This is a genomic window from Nostoc sp., from assembly GCF_036917455.1.
In the GTDB taxonomy this organism is placed as follows: Bacteria; Cyanobacteriota; Cyanobacteriia; order Cyanobacteriales; family Nostocaceae; genus Nostoc.
Map to the genome: position 1 here is coordinate 1 of NZ_JBALDK010000020.1, position 20,936 is coordinate 20,936.

The 20,936-nt window shown below is 41.2% G+C and carries 16 protein-coding genes; 7 read left to right on the forward strand and 9 right to left on the reverse strand.

All coding sequences use genetic code 11. From position 1 onward, the window contains the following. Positions 1 to 168: 168 nt before the first annotated feature. On the forward strand, positions 169 to 933 hold the full coding sequence (locus tag V7K42_RS01555) for an FkbM family methyltransferase (protein WP_334912894.1): 765 nt from the start codon (positions 169 to 171) through the stop codon (positions 931 to 933). 447 nt (positions 934 to 1,380) lie between these two features. Here V7K42_RS01555 and V7K42_RS01560 read toward each other — a convergent pair whose 3' ends face one another. From V7K42_RS01560 to V7K42_RS01575, 4 genes are all read right to left on the reverse strand, one after another. After that, positions 1,381 to 3,669 (reverse strand): TolC family protein, encoded by a 2,289-nt coding sequence (locus tag V7K42_RS01560; RefSeq protein WP_334912896.1) that lies wholly within the window; start codon positions 3,667 to 3,669, stop codon positions 1,381 to 1,383. A gap of 103 nt (positions 3,670 to 3,772) precedes the next feature. Then, entirely contained in the window at positions 3,773 to 5,335 is a 1,563-nt protein-coding gene (gene kaiC, locus V7K42_RS01565; protein WP_334912898.1) for a circadian clock protein KaiC, read from the reverse strand. 272 nt (positions 5,336 to 5,607) lie between these two features. Continuing rightward, positions 5,608 to 5,922 (reverse strand): circadian clock protein KaiB, encoded by a 315-nt coding sequence (gene kaiB, locus V7K42_RS01570; protein ID WP_094328522.1) that lies wholly within the window; start codon positions 5,920 to 5,922, stop codon positions 5,608 to 5,610. A gap of 104 nt (positions 5,923 to 6,026) precedes the next feature. Beyond that, a complete protein-coding gene (locus tag V7K42_RS01575; RefSeq protein ID WP_334912900.1) occupies positions 6,027 to 6,608 on the reverse strand; it encodes a KaiA family protein in 582 nt (193 codons plus the stop codon). A 949-nt stretch (positions 6,609 to 7,557) separates the two neighbouring features. On the opposite strand from V7K42_RS01575, the gene V7K42_RS01580 reads away from it, so the two are divergent. Next, entirely contained in the window at positions 7,558 to 10,791 is a 3,234-nt protein-coding gene (locus V7K42_RS01580; RefSeq protein ID WP_334913027.1) for an ATP-binding protein, read from the forward strand. 71 nt (positions 10,792 to 10,862) lie between these two features. Here the strand turns inward: V7K42_RS01580 and V7K42_RS01585 are convergent, their stop codons facing one another. Next, positions 10,863 to 12,722: an ArnT family glycosyltransferase gene (locus V7K42_RS01585; protein ID WP_334912902.1), complete on the reverse strand. Its 1,860-nt coding sequence runs from the start codon at positions 12,720 to 12,722 to the stop codon at positions 10,863 to 10,865. Between the two features lie 179 nt (positions 12,723 to 12,901). Then, positions 12,902 to 13,525, reverse strand: coding sequence for a hypothetical protein (locus V7K42_RS01590; protein ID WP_334912904.1), 624 nt, complete (start codon positions 13,523 to 13,525; stop codon positions 12,902 to 12,904). 559 nt (positions 13,526 to 14,084) lie between these two features. Here V7K42_RS01590 and V7K42_RS01595 point away from each other — a divergent pair. Both V7K42_RS01595 and V7K42_RS01600 read left to right on the forward strand, forming a co-directional pair. Then, on the forward strand, positions 14,085 to 14,417 hold the full coding sequence (locus tag V7K42_RS01595; protein WP_334912906.1) for a DUF565 domain-containing protein: 333 nt from the start codon (positions 14,085 to 14,087) through the stop codon (positions 14,415 to 14,417). Between the two features lie 53 nt (positions 14,418 to 14,470). After that, positions 14,471 to 15,517 (forward strand): glycerate kinase, encoded by a 1,047-nt coding sequence (locus V7K42_RS01600; RefSeq protein ID WP_334912908.1) that lies wholly within the window; start codon positions 14,471 to 14,473, stop codon positions 15,515 to 15,517. A 55-nt stretch (positions 15,518 to 15,572) separates the two neighbouring features. On the opposite strand, the gene hisS is transcribed toward V7K42_RS01600, so the two are convergent. Both hisS and V7K42_RS01610 read right to left on the reverse strand, forming a co-directional pair. After that, a complete protein-coding gene (gene hisS / locus V7K42_RS01605; protein ID WP_334912910.1) occupies positions 15,573 to 16,961 on the reverse strand; it encodes a histidine--tRNA ligase in 1,389 nt (462 codons plus the stop codon). 125 nt (positions 16,962 to 17,086) lie between these two features. Then, the gene (locus V7K42_RS01610; RefSeq protein WP_334912912.1) at positions 17,087 to 17,536 is read right to left on the reverse strand and encodes a DUF3598 family protein; all 450 of its coding nucleotides are present in this window, start codon (positions 17,534 to 17,536) and stop codon (positions 17,087 to 17,089) included. A gap of 46 nt (positions 17,537 to 17,582) precedes the next feature. On the opposite strand from V7K42_RS01610, the gene V7K42_RS01615 reads away from it, so the two are divergent. Beyond that, positions 17,583 to 17,870 carry a hypothetical protein gene (locus tag V7K42_RS01615; RefSeq protein ID WP_334912914.1) on the forward strand — a complete coding sequence of 96 codons (288 nt, stop codon included), beginning with the start codon at positions 17,583 to 17,585 and terminating at the stop codon, positions 17,868 to 17,870. Positions 17,871 to 17,963: 93 nt separating this feature from the next. Next, complete coding sequence (locus V7K42_RS01620) at positions 17,964 to 18,560, forward strand: hypothetical protein (protein ID WP_334912916.1); 597 nt, start codon at positions 17,964 to 17,966, stop codon at positions 18,558 to 18,560. 76 nt (positions 18,561 to 18,636) lie between these two features. Here the strand turns inward: V7K42_RS01620 and V7K42_RS01625 are convergent, their stop codons facing one another. Continuing rightward, positions 18,637 to 19,575: a phosphoribulokinase gene (locus V7K42_RS01625; RefSeq protein WP_334913029.1), complete on the reverse strand. Its 939-nt coding sequence runs from the start codon at positions 19,573 to 19,575 to the stop codon at positions 18,637 to 18,639. A gap of 355 nt (positions 19,576 to 19,930) precedes the next feature. Between V7K42_RS01625 and V7K42_RS01630 the strand changes: the two genes are divergently transcribed. After that, entirely contained in the window at positions 19,931 to 20,593 is a 663-nt protein-coding gene (locus V7K42_RS01630; RefSeq protein WP_334912918.1) for a class I SAM-dependent methyltransferase, read from the forward strand. The last annotated feature ends 343 nt before the right edge of the window (positions 20,594 to 20,936 follow it).

A 20,936-nucleotide genomic window follows, 5' to 3' on the forward strand; every position in this document is an offset into this window, starting at 1 on the left:
GGAAACTACAGTACAAAACGTGTCAAATTTGACTTTAATCGTTCTAATTAACTTTTCGTTACATAGTTATAAATTTTCCCGCCCAGCTACTTAATTCATGGCATCCACTTTATAATTATTGAATCTAAAACTGCTGGTTGAGGTGAATACAACATGCAACTTAGTGTAATGAAATCTATTGGAAAGAATTTTTCCATATCAACTGGTCTATATAGACCAATTAGGAGTCTATATCGGTTATTAAATCAAGATCGGTTAAAAGATTACTCAAGTTATTTTCAACGAGAAATTTCTTTCTACTCGAAGCTATTAAATCCTGATAGTCTCTGCTTCGATATTGGTGCAAACATCGGTGACAAAGCAGAGGCTTTTCTTATATCAGGCGCAAGAGTTGTGGCATTTGAACCACAGCCTGAATGTATGAGAGAACTGAAAGCTCGATGCAGTTATTATGGCAGTAAGTTTCATGCCGTTCAGAAGGCTGTTGGTGCAGAACCTGGAGAAGCAAGATTGTACACTCGCGAACGAAGTGGAATCGCAAGTTTTTATGAGGATTGGATAGGTACTGTCCAAAACAGTATTCAAGTTTCTATTACAACTCTCGATCGCGCAATTGATGAATTTGGAACACCAGATTACTGCAAAATTGATGTTGAAGGGTGGGAGCTTGAAGTCTTAAAAGGGTTGACACAACCTATTCCTTTAGTGTCATTTGAATACCACATAACAGAACGCGAAATTAATACCACTGGTGCTTGTATAGATTATCTATCCAATCTGGGAAAGATACTGATTAATGTTGTACCTGCTGAAATGCATTCATTTGTATTTCAAGAATGGTTGCCTCCAGATGAGTTTCTAAAGCGTTTTCCTGAAGATGTGATAGACCTTGCGAAAGACGGCTACGGTGAGATTTGGGTTCGTAGTTGCTAATCTACATTTTGTTGGTGTAATCCTCTCATCCGCTTTTTTCGTTTTCAGATACAAAAGTAGTAATACTTTAGATAAACCACATCTTCAGAAAAACCTTAGTCTTTCCTCATCAAGGTCGAGGTGAGTTATTATCCACGAGCGATTTGCAAAAAGACTTCTAAATTGCTTTTCTGACTAAAAAGCCTCATATTTTCAGCAAATACACTGAAAATATGAGGTTTATGGAAGCTTTTTATTAGAAACGCTACTTGACTTTGGGGACTTGCAGAAAATAAACTATCCAATTTATTCAGATTATATTTTTCTTACTCCCTGTACCCCCTGCTTACGCAGCGATTGGTTATTTTTCTATTTAGAAGTCCCTTGTGATGCCTTGAGAACAGATGCGAAGTGCATTATGAAACCCAACAGCAACCAAAAGTCTTGACGCGGTTGAGTTTCGGCTAATTAGCGTAATCCTCTGAGGGAAACAGATCGTTGTAATTGAGCTAAGGCGCGGTTGTAACCCAAAATTGCTGTGACTCGATTACCTTCAGCTTGTGTGAGGTCGTTTTCAGAGTTAATCACATCAGTTTGAGTGCCTACACCAGCTTGGAATCGCAGACGGGCTAAACGTAGAGCTTCTCTAGCTTGTTCTAAAGCGGTATTAGAGGTTTGAACATTTTCCAAACTAGATTGCTGATTAGAATAGGCTTGTTCTACCTGAAAGCGAATTTGGTTGCGCTGTTCGGCAAATTGAGTTTCTGCGATCGCTATATTAGCTTTTGCCTGAGATGCCCTTGCTCTTGCTGCTCCCCCATCATACAAATTTAGGCTTGCCCTAACTCCTACTGAATAACCATCAGTCACGCTGACACTATCATTAAACTGATCTAGTAGGCTATAGCTAGCTACCAAACTAACTTGCGGCCCTAGTGCTGAAAGTGCTTGCCGTCGCTGTTGTTCGCCAATATTACGTTGTGCCAATTGCTGTTGCAATTCCGAACGGTTTTGAAAAGCCAGCACAATAGTTTGTTCTAGGGTCTGGTTCCAAAGACCAGCTAATTGTACAGGGTCGGCGGCGCTGATATTCACTGACTGCGGCAAACTGATCCGAGTAGCCAATTGACGACGGGCAATTTGCTGCTGGGAGATAGCATTAGTCAGGTTTTGTTGAGAATTTGCTAAAGTCACCTGCGATCGCAACACATCGAACCGCGTACCAACCCCAGCTCGCTCTAAAGATTCCGCATCACGCAAACTAGCCGCAGAGTTCTGTACAGCCGATTGGCTAATCCGCACTTGTTCGTCTGCTTGTTGCAGATTGTAGTAGTCAGTGGCAACATTCAGCCGGATTGTCTCGTATTGAGTTTCTACAGCCAGTTCATCAGAGCGCTCCTGTTCCTCAGCTTGTCTGATGGTAGCTTCCCGATTCCCTGAAGTATAAAGGTTATATGTCAGTTGTGCTTGACCGTTGAAACCTGTACTAGGTGAGCCTGTGTTAGACGGGAAACCTTGCTGTCTGGATAATTCGTCCTGAAGTTGACTCGAAGCAGATTGACCGCGAGTGATATCAGCACTAACCCCAAGAGTGGGAAGTAAAGCAGCTTGTGCCTCGCGGACAGCAGCACGACTGCGTTCTAGCTGCAATATCGACACCTGTAGATCGTGGTTGTTACGCCGTGCTAGCTCTAGAGCCTGTGCCAAAGTAATCGGCTGATTTCCCTGAAATGTCACTTCCTCGGCTTTGGTGGGAAATAGCAAGGGATTTGAGTTAGGAATCAGGTTATTGGGAACTTGTACTGAACCCCCAGGTGCAGGAGTTACGGTTCCTGGTACAGTGGCAGGTAGCACTGAACCCCCAGGTGCAGGAGTTACGATTCCTGGCACGGTGGCAGGTAGCACTGAATTCCCAGACGCAGGAGTTACGGTTCCTGGTACAGTGGCAGGTAGCACTGAATTCCCAGGCGCAGGAGTTACGGTTCCTGGTACAATAGTAGGGGTAGAATCTGTGGGAATCGGGGTATTGCTTTGAGCAATGCGGCCAACAGCATTTTGTTGTAAACAGGTGCTTGAAGCCAGTCGCAAAGCCGCTAAGAAATCAGTCTTACTTTTCCCTGACTCCTGTTGGCATCTTTGCCCTGACAACAGTTTCGCTGATTCTCCACCTGTAGCTGAAGCTTGTAAAAATGTTTGCAACTCAGTAACAGTATTTATCTTTTGAACCACTGGCTGCTGTACAGAAGACAGGGGCAAAATTTCTTTTTGGATAGAAGAGAGTTTTGAAGTGTAGTTGGGAACTACTATGCTCTCTGATTTCTGCCCATCAGCACTTGAGTAACTCTGTTTTTGGTTATTTTGAGCAGAACGGCTAACATCTAGCTGTTGGGAAGGATTAGAGGTAGGTGTCAAACTTAAAAATCTACCTCGATCTTTCTTAAGTACTTGTTTTATTGGCACAACAGTATTTCCAGCCGTAAATGCTGGAATACTGTTATTACTTAAAGGCTTCATACTAAGTTTAGTGAAACCAAAACTGGGTACTAGGGTTGGAACACTAACATTTGCACTATTTGGCAGTTGGGTATTCATCATGTCTACAACCGAGTTTTGACCATAAGTAGAAGTCAAAACACTAGGAGAAGAAGCCACCTTTACCCCAGTTAGTTTTACAGTACCAGCCCAAGCAGGCTGAGTTGTTAAGACCGCTGCCGTCACACCAGGCAAGAAGCTATAGAATAATTGCTGTCCTTTCACCGCATCCCTCACACGAAAATCAATCTAGCGGCAGAAAACCTTTCTTCACCACAGAATATAGCACGATACTAAATTTAGGAAAGAATATACTACGATACTAAATTTAGGGTTCGGAACTCTGTTTGTCTTCAAAACGTCTGACAATGCGAGAAAGTTCCGCCTTTTCATCGATACTAACGCGAGTAGGAGCACCGCTGATAATCCGTTCGTAGTTTCGGAAAGAATCTTTAATTTCGGGCCCGTCAGCAGTGATATTATACTCACGAATGCCCTTATCGTGCCAAGACCCACGCATTTTAAATACGTTAATTGCCCGCGACATTTCTCCACGAATTTCTACGTACTGTAACATCAAAATTGTATCGGTGATCGTGGAGATATGAGAGTCAGTAATCGAATGCGCTCCCAGAAATTGGTCAGTTGTGTTAGTAAAGAAACCAGTAATTTCTTCTTGTTTAGCATAACCCGTCACGCCAATTACAAACTGCCTAAATGCATTATTGCTTACTCCTCTTGCTAATGCTGATAAGGAATCAATGGCGATGCGAGCTGGTTTGAAGACAGCAATTTCTGATTTAATAATTTGTAAGTGGTCTTCTAAACCAGTTGATTCAGGATAGGTACAAATAATTTTGAGTAAACCCCGATCTTCTAATTCTTCAAAATCAATTCCCCAAGAGGAAGCATTCCGAGATAGTTGGGCGCGTGATTCTTCGTAAGCAAATAATATGGCCTGCTCTCCATTGAGACAACCATTTTGAATAAACTTACTAACTAACAAGGTTTTGCCAGTACCTGTGGCTCCAGTTGCTAAGATAATGGAATCTTTAAAGAAACCACCACCGCACATCTCATCTAAGGTTTCGACACCAGAAGATACCCTGGTATTAGAAGAGCGTTGAGTTAAACGCATTGCCCCTAATGGAAAGATGTTAACTCCTTCATTAGTAATAGTGAAGGGATATTCGCCTTTCATGTGGGTTGTACCGCGCAACTTGAGAATTTCAACTGTGCGACGGCGACGTTCTCCTTCTAAAACGTTGCGAACAATTACTACATTATCAGAAACAAATTCTTCCACACCGAAAGAGGCAACAGGGCCATATTCTTCACCCCGTTCAGTGGTAATTACAGTAGTGACATTCAGTATTTTGAGCCGTGCTACCAAGCGAAAAATCTCGCGTCTCACTACTCCCATCGCTTCGTACTGCTGAAATACAGCTGTCATTGAGTCGATTGAAACTCGTTTAGCTTTGTATTTGCGAATGGCATATTGCAGGCGTTCAATAAGTGCAGAAAGGTCAAAATTTCCAACAATATCTTGACCTTCTGGATCGGGAGATGCATCAAGAATAAATAACTTGCCTTCTTCAATTAGGCGTGGCAAGTTCCAACCAAAAACATGGGCATTTTTAATAATATCACTGGGTGATTCTTCAAAGGTGACAAATACTCCGGCTTCATCAAAGTAAGTGATCCCGTTATAGAGAAACTGAAGAGATAATAAAGTTTTACCTGTACCGGAAGTACCACTAACCAAAGTAGTTCTACCAATTGGTAAACCACCATGACTAATATCGTCAAATCCTTCGATCATCGTGCGAATTTTTTCTACACCTCCATTTTTAGGTGTTTTATTTGGTTCTATTTGCTCGTTTTGACTCATTGCTTGATAATAAAAGGGTATTAAAAACTGTTTGTTTTATTACTAAAGTAAGTTTGGACTCAATTTTTTTAGGATATTTATAAACCAAATTTTAAGCAAGTAGGGTGTGTTAGGTAACAATCTGAACTAAAAGATCGCCAAAATAAATATTTTTTACGGAACCCATCCAGATGAATAGCGTTCAAACTATCTTGATTAGAGCAACACATTGGATTCTCTACACAGTTAAAATTTCCTTTATAAATGCTCTCTTGCCACATTCATTAATTATTTTACTCTTCAAAATCTCCTTCACTCAGTTCTTCATAGAGCAAATCTAATCCAATTAATACTCTTTCTCGATCTGAAAGATCCCCGATAATTTTGCGAACGGGTGGAGGTAAAATTTTAGATAATGTTGGCGTTGCCAATATTTTATCTTCTTCCGCCAGTTGGGGGCTTTTTAGTACATCGATCACTTTTAAAGCATAAACACCTTCAAACTCCTGTTCTAAAATATCTTTGAGTGTTTTTAATGCCCGAACAGAATTAGGGGTGTTCCCTGCTACGTAAAGCTTGAGAACGTAGGTTTTTTTGGCTTTAATCATATATTTAAAGGCTAGTTATACAGATAGAAATACAGGATCTGTTCGCACGTTAATAATAACTAACAACGTTAGTTTATTCCCAATTTAATATCGATAATTTCAAGTTATCTAGAACTCGAACTTCTATAGACTTCGCACAGGTGAGCCAAGATATCTATCAACGTCAGGCGATAATCAAGTAAGGTTTCATTGCTTCTTCCTTCTATTCTTAGCTGGATAGAAAATTCTTCAATTATTTCCATGTGAATTTCAATGATTTGGGGCACAGGAATATTAGCATAAAATATAGTATTGATAAATTTATCAATTTTTTCTTTTAATGTTTTGTCTGTAGTAAAATAGTTTATAAGGATTAGGGTGTAATCTGATTTAAGTTGTCTTAATAATCCTTGCCTTTGTGGTGGAGTCATCTCCTGGAAATGCTGTTGGCTTTTTTGTATCTGACTGGCAAATACATAGACGTATTGGCCAGTGTAGGCGCTACTTAGATTTTTTTGCGGCCAATTTGGTAAATATTTGATTTCCCCAGTGGTAGTTGCAGCAACAGGTAAGTAGCAAAATTGGGCAATAATTGCGTCAATAAATTTCCACACCCACACACTAAAAATCCTTTGATTGGCCAAGCCAACTAGATTTTCTAAACATTTGTTAATATCAGGTTGCAGAATCAATATCGGTAATAACATTTACTCTTTAATAATCTATCTCCTTGATGCCCTGACAAAGAAACGTGGGCTAAGAAGTTTGGCTAACCTAGGGGAATAACTTCATGTGCAGTAAACTAGTGATTCTACGCCCAAATAAAGCTCTGTGTTAGTAGATAGTCTAAGAGGGCAGGAGGCAGGAAGTGTATTGCTTATGCACTAAACTTTTTTCAACTGGATAGTTATTTATGCCTGCTTATGCTAGCTACTCAACAACCTAGTACCGCAGATGAGTGGTAGGACTTAGTAGGTCTTTGATGATGAATTAACTATAGGAATCATATTTGATTTTTGAAAAAATATAAGTATTTGTAGGGTGTGTTAGACGGAACGTTGTCACGCACCATCAGCTTGGGATGGTATCGTCCTCTCCTTGCTAACGCAACGCCAGTTCGCTCAAGTCAGGGGTTTCCCGCCCACGCGACTACCTCCCCTACCTAAGATTTCAAAAATAAAATATTAGTCCTATATCCTATTTATGTCGCCATAACAAGATCCAGTAGCTAATTTATTATTTGCATATTTATTTATACAAGTAGATAGATTTTTTGATTTTGCTCCTTGATAAGATACTTAAACGAACTTAAAGGATTGTCGCATTCTAAATCATTATAATTCCTCAAGGTTCTAAAGCGAATCTTTGGGGCCATAATTGTTGTAGCCGTCGCTATCGATGAGGAGTTTAAATACCAGTAAGAAACTGGGAGGCTGGTTGCAAGAAATCAGAAACGTCGCCTCTTGGAAAAATGCACTCGTCTGCAAGCAAGTGTCCGTGAGGGGAAATCCCGTTGTTTTATTCAATAGCGTTGAAATAACCAGAGTTGCTTATATGAGTCTTCTTAGAGGATATGGCTTTAGGCGAAAAGACCATCAACAATTGGCAGATGGAGATGCCGGAGCTTTCCACAGGAAGAATGACCCCCAAAGCCCTATGTTAATGCTAGATTACCCGCTTTATGACTTTCAGGCAACCGTACCTAGCTGCCTCCAAACATCTTCTTTGGCAGTGGTGCTGGAGATTTTTGAGCAAGAGCAGTGCGATCGCTTGGTAGTACTGAATCAGCAGCAATGCCCTATAGGATTGCTGTATTCTGCCCGTTTAATCCAAAAATTATTAGCACATAGTGACAATAAAAATCTAAATTTACAGCAATCTCTCTCTATCTGGGGTCAAGGTCTAATTGAGCCAATACAGACAATATCAGCTTCTGAACGTGTAGAGCAATTAAGCTTGCACTTGTATTGTCCACAAGGCGAAAAACACCATAACTTAGATTGGGCGCTGATTGACTCTGATGGTCGATATTTAGGGTTGCTGGATAGTTCGCGCCTATTGCGATCGCTGGCTAAGGAACGCATGGCTGGGTTACAAAGTTCAGGCATCCAGAGGTTGCGCCAGGAGTCAAATAAACCCAAGTCATTAGGACACCAGCCACTGATACTATTACTAGAAAGACTACCTTGGCCTTTGATGTTGCAAACTGCTACTGGCGAGGTGTTAGCCAGGAATCCCGCTTGGTGGCAGCAATTAGGAACCTTGAAAGATCCAGAAGGAGTTAGGCAACAGGTGGAGGCAATACTTGTTCCTAAGCCCTCCGAAAAATCAGAATATGCCACCCAACGAGCAATCAAGGTTCATCCCAACGGCAGGGAGAATGATTGTGGTGCTGAACAAGAACTGACTCAGCAAGAAGCATCACCAGATGCTGTATACAGTCGCTGCTATTTGGATAGTCAAGTAGGTACTTGTACTTGCGTTGTCCAAGTGCAAAATGGTCAGGAGCGAATCTGGCAATTTGCCAAAATTCCATTAGATAGTCCTGAGTTTAAAGTCATAAGTGCTGAGTCAGAGATTCTACTCAGCAATGATTTGTGGTTAGTTTTAGCTACTGATGTGACTGAACAGCAGCAGCTTTGCAAAGAATTAGCTGCAAAAAATGCCGATTTAATTCAACTAAATCGGCTGAAGGACGAGTTTTTAGCTTGTATTAGTCATGAACTCAAAACTCCCCTAACTGCCGTTTTAGGATTATCGCGTTTGCTTGTAGATCAACAGTTGGGAGAACTCAACGAGCGTCAAGCCCGTTATGCGGGGCTGATTCATCAAAGTGGCCGCCACCTGATGAGTGTGGTTAATGACATTTTAGATTTGACCCGGATGGAAACGGGACAGATGGATTTGACGCTAACTCCGGTGAAAATTCAGGCTGTGTGCGATCGCGCTCTATCAGAAGCAAAAGCCATCCACACTCAAACTACCAAAACGACATCCCAAACTCAAGAAAATGCCCGCTCATCTGCTCCCCAATTCTGCCTTTCTATTGAACTAGGCTTAGATCAGATGGTGGCAGATGAGTTGCGCTTACGCCAGATGCTAGTCCACTTACTTTCCAATGCCTTTAAATTTACCGAAATATCCGGCGAAATCGGGCTGCGAGTGAGTCGTTGGGAAGGATGGATTGCCTTTACAATTTGGGATACAGGTATTGGCATTCCTGAACACCAGCAACACTTAATTTTTCAAAAATTTCAACAACTGGAAAATCCCCTTACCCGCCAATTTGAAGGCACTGGTTTGGGACTGGTATTAACTCGGGCATTGGCTCGCCTCCACGGAGGAGATGTCAGCTTCTTATCTCGTGAAGGTAAAGGTAGCCACTTTACCCTACTTCTGCCGCCTACTCCTCCGAAAACAGGCTTTTCTGAGCCAGATATGGGAATTAGAGAAGAAGAGGAGACGCGACACCAACAGACACGGGAAAACCCCGCAGCAACTCGTCAGCAGATCGGTAAGTCTACACACACACAGCATCATCCCGCGAGTTCGCAACGCTTGGTCTTGGTAGTCGAGGCAGTAGCCCGATATATTGAAGACTTGACCGACAAACTCAAGGGTTTAGGATATCGGGTAGTAATTGCGCGATCGGGGACAGAAGCAGTTGAAAAAGCCCGACGCTTGCAACCAATAGCAATATTTTTGAATCCGTTATTACCCCTCCTATCAGGCTGGGATGTGCTAACTTTACTAAAATCCGACACCGCAACCCGTCATATATCTGTAATTGTGACTGCGACGGGAGCCGAAAAAGATCAAGCATTTGCTAACCGAGCCGATGGTTTCTTAAGTTTGCCAGTAGAGCATCAAGTTTTAGCACCAGTTCTAGAAAAATTATGTACTGCACAAGCAGTTCCGCAGCAAGAGTTAGACAATAGTGCGATTATTCAACCTAAAACCCCACTGCGAATTCTCCGATTGGTGAATCCCCAGTTGGAATCAGTAAATCCCCACTCTTCACTTCGAGAACATCGGGTGATTGAAGTAGACGATCTAGATCAGGCAGAACTTTTAGCACGGGTATGGCAGTTTGATGTCATTTTGCTAGATGTCGAAAGTACCATCGCCCAAATTTATCTACAACAACTAATTCAGCATCCACGTTTGGCGGCTATACCACTGGTTACTTGCGATGTTGCAACGACTCTTATTGCTTCTAAAATACCAGGGTTATCTGTATTTCCTTACTTAACACCATTTAGCAAAGACAACAGCAGTCGTATTGAGAAGACAGATGCCTTATTGTCAGTACTGCAAATTGCTTCTGGTATTTGCTGCCCTCCTAACATCTTGGTAGTGGATTTGACAATGTTGCGTGATTTTCCACAGGTAAGACGCAAGCAAACTAAGGGTTATCAAATAGAAAACAATTGCTCAATTAGTAGTGAAACTGCTGAACGAGGCTCTGAGTGGTTCCAAGCTTTAATTCAGTACCTACAAACAGCAGGCTTCAAAGCGGCGATGAGTCCTTGTTGGGCAGAAGTGTTACAACAAATTCGCCACCAAAGCGTTGACTTACTGCTAATTTGTTTAGGAGAATCCGCTATCCACAAAGATGTGCTAAAAGCCTTGAAAACACTGGGAGATTCGCCAGACAAATTACCACCGATTGTAGTACTAAATCAGCGATTAAATCTCTCAGAAACCACTTTTCCGGCTGGGGTAGCTTATAACAAAATTGACAAGCAGAAGAAGAATGGTTTGGAATCTATAGAGACTGTTGTTGGTGCGATCGCTACCCGAATCTTACCGCGTTCCATATCAATGGAAGACCTCTTAAACCAGATCAATCAAGCCTTAGCTGTCAACGGTTACAATGGTAAATGTTAATTGGTCATTAGTCATTGGTCACTGGTCATTGGTTATTTACAAATGACAAATGACAAATGACAAATGACAACTTAAGATATATCTATTTTTTCATTTTTCTTTTTCTTAAAAGGAACTCGAACTAAGTTATAAGCACCCTTTGTCGATAAACTCTTGTAATCATCTGGCTGTAAGTCCATTTGTAAAAACTTTTTCTGTTCAGCCAATAGCAGCACCGATGGAGGTTTTAAACCTTTGGCAGCCTGGTTTTTAATATGCTCTATAGCTTCTTCAGGAAATCCTAAATAATTTACATGAATGTGGCTATAAAATACCACACTAGGCTTTTTGAAGCCAAGCATGATCAATTCTTCATTTGGTTGTTTTGCTTCTAGAATAACCGCAGATAATTCTCTTAAAGGTAATTGACGTTCTCGATCGATAAAAAACGAAGCAGGCGTTAAAACAAAAATTACAAACGCCACAAACCCGATTAAATTAATACTGATAATGTGCTTCCATTGACGACTCAGTAAAAAACCCGCAACTAAAATGGCAGAAACCAACCACATTACGCCGGCTATTACTGGTAAACCAGATTTTTGAATTAGTTCATGGAAGTTACTGATAGCTGGATCGGTACCTAAGATGTGGGTTATGTTAAACAGTGCTGTTGACAGAACTGATAAAAACACTACATTCAACCAACCACTCACTCGGAGAAAAGTAGGAAAGGAGGAAATAGGAATTGTTTGTCTATCCTCTGTATCCTGGAAAAAGTCGCTCCACAACAAGGCTACTAGGATGGCTGCTGCTGGCATTAAAGGCAATACGTAACTAGGGAGTTTGGTAACAGCAATGCAGAAAAAGCCAAAGATGCTAGCAAACCAGAACCAGGCGAATAAACCAAACTGCTGAAAACGTTCAAGAGATCGCCAATGCGATCGCTGCCAAAACTTAAGCCTGATTACTGCTATTGGTATATACACTGAGCATGGTGCAAAACCCAACAGCACCACTATAAAATAAAAATACCAAGGTGCTGAGTGACCATTAACTACTTCTGTAAAGCGTTCCAGGTTGTGATAACCAAAAAAGGAGTTAATGTAATTCCAGCCATTGCGCCAAATTACTAAAGCATACCAGGGCACTGACAAACCCAAAATTATCAGCATACCCACCAGGAGGCGCATTTCTCGCAATACCTCTCGAAACCTTCCCACGTAAAGCAAAAATGCACCAACAATTATCCCCGGTAAGACAATTCCCACTGGGCCTTTAGTCAAAATTGCTCCGGCAATTAGCACATAACAAGCTAAGTACCACTTATTTGGGAATTGGGAATTGGTTATTTCCCCCTGCTCCCTGCTCCCTTCCTCCCCTGCATACCCTAGAAAGAAACATAACAAAGCTGATGCCATACATCCGGTAAGCAACATATCAGAAACACCCGTTCTTGCCCAAATAATAGTTTCGGGATTGAGTGCCATGAGCGCTGCTGCTGTAAAAGATGTTAAGTAGCGACGAGTAGGACGTGAAACTTGCTCTAATTCGTCTTGTTTAGCTAAATACCACTGTATGGTGTAAAAAGCTAAACAAATTAAGCCGAATGCTGCGATCGCAGAAGGAAGGCGTACTGCCCACTCATTCACCCCAATTATGTGATACGCGATCGCTTGACACCAGTAAATTAAAGCAGGTTTATCGAAACGAGTGTCACCATTGAAAAATGGGGTTATCCAATCACCTGTAACGAACATCTGGCGGGAAGCTTCGGCAAATAGCGGCTCTGTCTCATCAATCAAGCCAGTGTTGCCCAAATTCCACCCAAAAGCTATCCAGCCAATCACCATTAACCACAAAATGGATACAGTTACGCTCAGGGCTGGATTCTTTGCTATCTTGTTGAACCACCGATCAACAGTGTGCTTAACACTCAAATTCATGCTCATTAGTCAATAGTCAACAATCACTACTCAATAGTCGTTGGTAATCTATGTTTTGTTCTTCGGAGTTTTTAATTTAATAATTTTCCTCTACTCAGTACTCTACCAACTGTAGGGTAGACACTGCCTACAATGTCAAAATAAAAGTTTGACCGAACGATCGAGGGTGCTATTAGCGCTACTAACTATGGACTCAGCACTAGTTGCCATTCCCTATTTTGGGAATTCCATTTAGGTAATTGAGTTTCACCGACAACGTAGGGGCCCCAGTAGCGACGGGAACCATCTTGTGCAAAAGCAACTAAAATATCTCCCTTCTCCAGTTTTAAATTATTCTGAGGTAGGGATAAAACCAGTCCCTTCTCACTACCTTCTTGGGGAGCAAAATCCCAATGTGCCGGTATATCATAGTGAGTCTGTTTAGTACTAGAGCCTTTTGCTACTGACTGTCGTGCCAGTAGAGCCAACCGCACAGGCTGATTTGTTTGATTGCTCATCCGTAAAGTCCCTTCGCCCTTGGCAATGCTTGCTGATTTATCACGCTCTGCCAAGACAGGATAAGTATTATCTCTAATACTATGTTCTCCTTGATTGCTTGGAGTAGATAGATTAGCGGAAATACCTTTTTCAGATGAAATAGGTGTAGAGGAAGTTGTCTCCCACCCTTGAGTTTCTGTTGGCAGTTGTGAAGATGTATCTGGGTTTTTGGACTCAAAAGATATACTCACTCCGAAGTATCCTACCAACGCAACAAGCAGTCCCAAGCAAGAAGCTGTAATACCGACGTTACGATACACTGAATATTTCATATTGATAGTTATTAGAAATAAATATTTTGTTTAGGCTTGACCAAATACTAGCCTATTATCACAAAAGCCAATCATAGAAAGTATCCTAATATAGACTTTTCTCAAATTAGGGATACTAATGTATTATAAATATCATTTTTATCGGAAAATATTCGGAGAAAATAATTCCCTTGATGTTTGATATACAAGGGTTACAGACACCCTTTGTTTTATGTATTGACCGTAGGCTTGGATAAAAATAAGAGAATTAGATACCGCGCCAGCAATTCATTTGTATAAAAAATAAGAATTTACTGAAACCGCTAACGGTTTCAACAAGACGTTCTTTGCCAAACCTTAGATAAATCTAAGATATATATTTCATCTTGCGTTAGAATAAGTACCCTTTGAAGGGACTGTACTTTCTGAAAGACGATCGGATGTGCAAATTTGGATTAATGCTGGAGATCCAGCATACATATATAATATTAACAAATAAGCTTAGACTAAAACTAATATCTTCCTTACTTAATATAGAGATATTTCAAGATATCTTGACTTTTACTCAAAAGTCATTGTGATGCAAAATACCCGTCTCAATAACTTGTTTGATGCCATTGTTACACGCTTGGGTCAATGGTTTTTAAATCCTTGGCGGCGGCTATCGTTGCTGATAATTAGTTTTTTGTTCGGTTTTTTTCTGGGAAACGCAGTTTCCACTACAGCCGGTCAACGGGCAGAATTAGATATTGTGGTAACTGGTTTTTTTGTAGTGTTGACGGAAGTTATTAGTAGGATATTTTACAGTCAGAGCTTTTTCGGCAAGCGATCGCTCTTGGTAGACTCACTAAATCTCCTCAAAGTTGGTTTCACTTACAGCCTGTTTCTCGAAGCCTTTAAGCTGGGATCGTGAGAAGAGGTAGGGAGCAGGGGAGCAGGGGAGCAGGGGAGCAGGGGGGAAAATTTATGAGTTGGTGGTTGGGTGAAATTTTGGTAACGGATGAACTGGGGGAAACTTGGCAGCAACAAGCTAGAGTTGCAGCGCTGGCAGATAAGTCAAGGGCTAAAGCTTTTGGGATTGCGCCAGAAAATGTTGATGAAGTAATAAAAAAGCGATCGCAGTTACTAAAATCTGTCCTCCCAACTTTCAGTCAATTCTGCCAAACTACTCTCCAAATCGAACCCAAGGAAATGTTACAAGTATTGTGGGACTTGTGGCTGCCTTTGGGGATCAAACTAGCATCGCAGCGCCAACAGTTGGAACGCCCTCTGATTCAGGGAATATTAGGAGGACAAGGCACTGGTAAAACCACAATGTCTAAGGTTCTCAGCTTGATTTTGAATCAGTTGGGATACCAGACTCTGAGTTTGTCTTTGGATGACTTATATAAAACTTACAGCGATCGCTTGGTTTTAACACAGCAAGATCCCCGATTAATTTGGCGCGGGCCACCAGGAACCCACGATGTAGATTTAGGCTTAGATGTACTAGATAAAATCCGCGAGTCGCAAAATTCTGTTATGGTTCCCCGCTTTGATAAATCTGCGTACAGAGGCGCTGGCGATCGCACTAATCCAGAAATGATAACAGGTGTAGATATTGTACTATTTGAAGGTTGGTTTGTGGGTGTACGACCAATTAACGCAGATTTATTTGATACTGCACCGCCGCCAATTATCACAGATGAAGATAGAGCATTTGCCCGTGATATGAATCATCGCCTTCATGATTATTTACCACTGTGGGAGCGATTAGACAGCTTAATTTTGCTCTATCCAACCGATTATCGCTGTTCTTTGAAGTGGCGCAAACAGGCGGAACAGCAGATGATTGCTGCGGGGAAGTCGGGGATGAGCAATTCAGAGATAGAGCAATTTGTCAATTATTTTTGGCGATCGCTTCACCCGGAATTATTCATCAAGCCGTTGCTAAAAGATGCAACAGTAGTTGATTTAGTGATTGAGATCCATACCGATCGTAGCTTTGGTGAAGTTTATTGCGATCGCACTTAGGACGTTACTTCTCAAGCAAATCAGTTAAAAACTTATACAAGTTGTAAGAAGTATATTAGCCAAGCCTTCTTTTAACTTCTTCAGCTAAATCTACAAGTAACACTTCTACTTGCTCACCTGTTTTCAAATCTTTGAGCGAAGATTTTTGCGCTGCTGCTTCTTCAGAACCAATAATTACACAAAATTGAATTCCTTGCTTATCGGCTAGCTGAAATTGCTTACCTAAGGGACGCTTATCAAAGTTAGTGATAACGTTAATTCCAGCTTGACGGAGATTTTGCGAAACTTTTAAATAAGTTGGGATTAAATCTTCTTGTATATTTACTACCATCACCTGGGCTGGTGTAGCAGCTAAGGTACTAAGAATACCCGCTTTTAACAACCGACTAATTAAGCGAGTTAAGCCAATAGATATACCTACGCCAGGCATTTTTTCACCCAAAAATACCCCGACTAATTCTTCATATCTACCGCCAGAACAAATACTACCTAAAGCTTCATGTCCTAATAAGGTTGTTTCGTAAACTGTACCAGTATAGTAATCAAGTCCACGAGCAATGGATAAATCAATACAAAAACGATTTTCGGCAACCCCAAGATTACGCACGCCTGTAATTATCGTTTCTAATTCGCTAATTCCGCGGCTTAATTGCTCGGTTTCTGGTAGACTTTGAGCGATATGCTTAAGCTTATCTAATACTTCATCAACGGAACCATCTATCTTAATAAAATCAATAATTTTTTGCGTCTGTTCTCCTGAAACTCCCTCTTTCTCTAATTCTATTTTTACTTTACTTTCACCAATTTTTTCTAGATTATCAACAATACTAATACACGATTTAATTTTATCTTCCGTAATTCCAACTGATTTAAAAAAACCTGTAAGAACTTTGCGATTATTGATGCGAATCAGAAAATCACCGATGTTAATTGCTTCAAATATTTCAGCGATAATTGCAGGCATCTGAGCATCATAAAGTAAGCTGAGTTCCTTACGAGCAACTACATCAATATCGCACTGGCGGAATTGACGGAAACGCCCATCTTTTGCCCGTTCTCCTCGAAAAACCATATCAGTTTGGTAGCGAGCAAAGGGAAAGGTTAACTCATTTAGGTGACGAGCAATATAAGCCGCCAAAGGAACTGTTTGATCAAACTTTAAAGCTCTTGCTTCTGAAGCAGTTTCGCCGGATTTATCTCTCTCGGTTTGTCGATTTGGTGGAAGGATCGGATCAATGGCATAAATGATATTATCGCCTTGATTTCCTTTAGCTTGCAGCACTTCTAAACGCTCTACAGCTGGTGTTTCGATAGGCGTAAATCCGTAGCTTTCAAAAACTCTACAGATGATATCTAGTAAATATAATTCTAGACGTTTTTCATTAGGCAGGAATTCTGGAAAACCACTAGGAGTAGAAAAGTTTATTTTGTCACCTTTTGCCATACGTGTACCTTACTAAGTTGCTATTTGAGATGAAAGCCTAACTACTAGAAATCGTGGCTACACAAACAAAGTCCGCCTACGCGGACTGGAGAATAATGAATGATTATGTTTGAAAACAGAAATTACTATTTTAGCCGTTCTTCTTGAATTAAGGTGCGTTGAAAGATTTTATTGTTCTTAAACCAATGCCAAGTGCGGGCACGATTGTTATTGTCAGGACTAATGTAGATCATTTCGTATATACTCATTTCTGGATTTGCTTTATAAGTAAACCACAAAATCACAATTGAATCATCGGCTTCCCAAGCTTTACCTTGAATGCGATCGGTGTCAAACCAGAGTTTATTATCTTTATAGCTTCCAGGAAATTCATATTCTTCTCGTTTCGTATCAGACCACTTATAGCGATTAATTTGGTAGTAGGGATGAGGGCCATTTTCTGGAAATTGACAAGTTAAGTGAGACTCATAACTGTCGAGGATTTTTCCTGCTGTATCAATTGATGTATAAGTTCCTACCCAATCTCCCTCATGACGGGTAAGTACAGGCATTCCTTGTCGAATATTAGAAACCATGCTGTATTAACCTTTTTAGAATCTGCAATTTTTGTGATGGTCTTTAATGCTTAAAACACACACTTTCATTATCAAGATAAATCCGATTGTTGCCAAGTTCACCCATAAGTTAATCGATAAGCAAGCAAAGCAGTTCGAGATTAAAACCGAAATGTTTAAGGAATTTAGAGTCGAAAACCCATACAAGCGATCGCTCTACTATTTCCTCTTCTCCTTAGCCACTGGCTGCCAATCTGCGATCGCTCTCGGATTGCCTACATTCCAGCGACTTTTGGCCCAGAGTACCGAAACCGGGAGCGATCGCTTTATGCCGCAAGAGATAAATCAGACGTAATAAACGATGTTTGAGCGGATAAACAGCAACGTCCAAGTATGACAAAAGGTTGCTCTTTCAAAGGGAATACTAAAAATAATATGATTTAGGGCAATGCCTACGGCAGTAAACTACGCTATGTTTGACGATTTATTCAACCATCTAAAAGGTTTTATTGACTCTAAAATTCAAGAAGTTGGCAACGATCTGCAAAAGCGCTTCGGCGTTCCCGAACCCGCAGAGCCATTTGTGCTGATTCGTCGATTCACACCTGCCGATTCCATAGTGACAAAGGGAGGCATTGCAATTGTCGGAGAAAGTTGGCAAATTGAAGCTTATGACGATAATACTCAGTCGTTGTTGACTAGTACAGATCCTTTGCGAAATGTCATTTTATTTGAACTTGCAGAACCCGATATCCAAGAGTGTGTTCTTAGTTGTCAATTTAACGCGAAAGCGCTAGACACAGAAAAACCAATTAAAGTCAGTTTAGGTTTACGTAGACCAGGACAATGGGGCGCTATGACGACAACCTCATGGTCTACAGGAGTTACACTAATGGAAGATTTTCAGCCTTACAAAGTGCGTGCCTATTTTAAAAAAGAAGTGGATGCTGTCACAATCCAAATCAGTGTGCAGTTTGAGAGTAGTGGCATTCTTCAGATTAGGGATATTGAATTGCTGCAAGCCCCTGTCAAGGTACAACCATAAGCAATATCTGAAATTTGAGTAAGCAAAGTGCGCTTGCGTCTACACCAGCAATTTAAAGCCCTTTGTCTTCGCTGATTTATTGATAAATTTGCGTTGCTTTGAGCATGTGGTAGGTAATAATTAGCTGGGTGAGAGCAAGAGGGTAACTTTGCAATGTCTCCCCAGTTGTACCAGCAATTTTACCCAATTCTGGATTACTTTCGCGATCGCAAATATTTCGTAAATGGGGCATATCAGAACAAATAATATGCTCTAGCTTATTCACCTGTTCTAAGGTGGCATGACCATCAACTTCTAAGACATCCACAGGCTTACTCATATCCCTGTCTAGCCCCAGGCGGATGGCTGAGTCAGAATTACCATAGCTAGAGTTGGTAATTGGGGTGAAATCTGGATGCGGAATTGTCGGACGCAGTACCAGGCGCACATTCAGGTGTCCATTGGTTTCATCATCTTCATCAGTAGGTGGATAAAAACTAATGACTATATCAGACCATTGCCGTTGCGGACGGATAAACTGGGCTGAGTCTGGTTCGCGTTTTTCTAGTTCCTCTAGCACTTGTTGAGGAGTGTAGCCCCGCTTTTGCGTATCTCGCTTGACTTTCCACTTAGCACGTAACTCTTCAGGAGGTGCAAGGTAGACTTTAACATCGTAAGAATCACGGGCGGCACGAGTAGAATAACCAAGTAATCCTTCGATAATCACGAATTTACTGGGCTTGATATAGTCCGGTGCCTCGAATGTGCCTGTTTTATGGCTATAAACTGGCTTGAGAATTGGTTGTCCTGTGCGTAGCAGCGACAGATGTTGCTGCATAATATCTAGGTGGTTGCACTCGGGGTGAAGGGCAGTGATGCCAATTTCTGCACGTTGTTGGCGATCGTAACGGTGATAATCATCTGTACAGATGATTGTGACATTTTCTGGGCCGAGTGCCTGAGCAATTCCCCGCGTTAGTGTTGTTTTTCCAGCAGCACTGTCACCGACAATACCAAGAATTATTGGACGGCTCATCATACCTCCCAGAATAAAAGTAATGTTTATTAATACAATTTCCCTACAATAGTCTTTATTCTAGAAGGGTTTAGGCCAGTAACTCAAGCAAATGCTTGGTATGCAATATCTCTACATATAGAATGTGTGTGTGCTGGTTGATTGCATAATAGACTTTTGGTGAAAAATAAATGTACAGATGTAGCAATGCTACGTCTCTATAGAAATCCGACTAAGATTTGGCATGATTTAAATATCCTCAGCGATCGCTTTGCTGATAATACCGAATTGCATTTAAACATAATTTTGACTTCTCAAAAATCGTTGGCGAATATCAAAAACTCGTCCCCATGCCCAATCCCCAATCCCCAATCTGATGACAACTCAAACATTAGGACTTGAACAAAATCTATATAATTATCTACTATCAGTCTCTCTCCGAGAACCGGAAATTTTAACTCAACTGAGGCAAGAAACAGCCCAGCATCCAGTAGGGAGAATGCAGATAGCTCCTGAACAAGGGCAGTTTCTGGCGTTACTGGTGCAGTTGCTTGGAGCGAAAAAAACTCTGGAAGTTGGGGTATTTACAGGTTATAGCTCCCTGGTGGTGGCATTGGCGTTACCGAGCGACGGGAAGGTGGTAGCCTGTGATGTGAGTGAAGAATTTACAACGATCGCTCGACGTTATTGGCAGCAAGCTGGAGTGGCGGATAAAATTCAATTGCATATTGCCCCAGCCTTGGAGACTTTGGATCGATTACTCGCAACAGGAGAGGCGGAAAGCTTTGATTTTGCTTTCATTGATGCAGATAAAAGCAACTATGATGGCTATTATGAGCGATCGCTGCAATTAGTGCGTCCGGGGGGACTGATTGCGATCGATAATGTCCTTTGGTCAGGCAAGGTTGCCGACCCTCAAGCGCAGGATAATAGAACTAAAAGAATTCGTGCCTTTAATCAAAAGCTGCATCAAGACCAGCGAGTTAGTCTTAGTTTAGTAGCGATCGCAGATGGCTTAACTCTGGCACTGAAGAAGTAATATCTTTAACCCGCATTTCTCACAAGCTAGATGGGCAGAGGGGCAGAGGGGCAGGGGAGCAGGGGAGCAGGGGAGCAGGGGAGAGTTAAAATACCAAGTTCTTTCCCCTCTGCCTCTCTCAAGCTTGTGAGAAATGCGGGTTCTCGCGGCTGATTTTTTTACTAAGTATTTTATTCGCTTGCAAATTAATTAAGTAGGTAGGCACAATAAAACCAATATATGTTTAGTTTTATAAAAACGGTGAAATAACTAATTTATCAAGTTTGTGCTAAATTTACATTTTGTTACATACTTAGAAATTTTCTCGTCCACTTACTTGTAATGTAAATAAATATAACGGTAT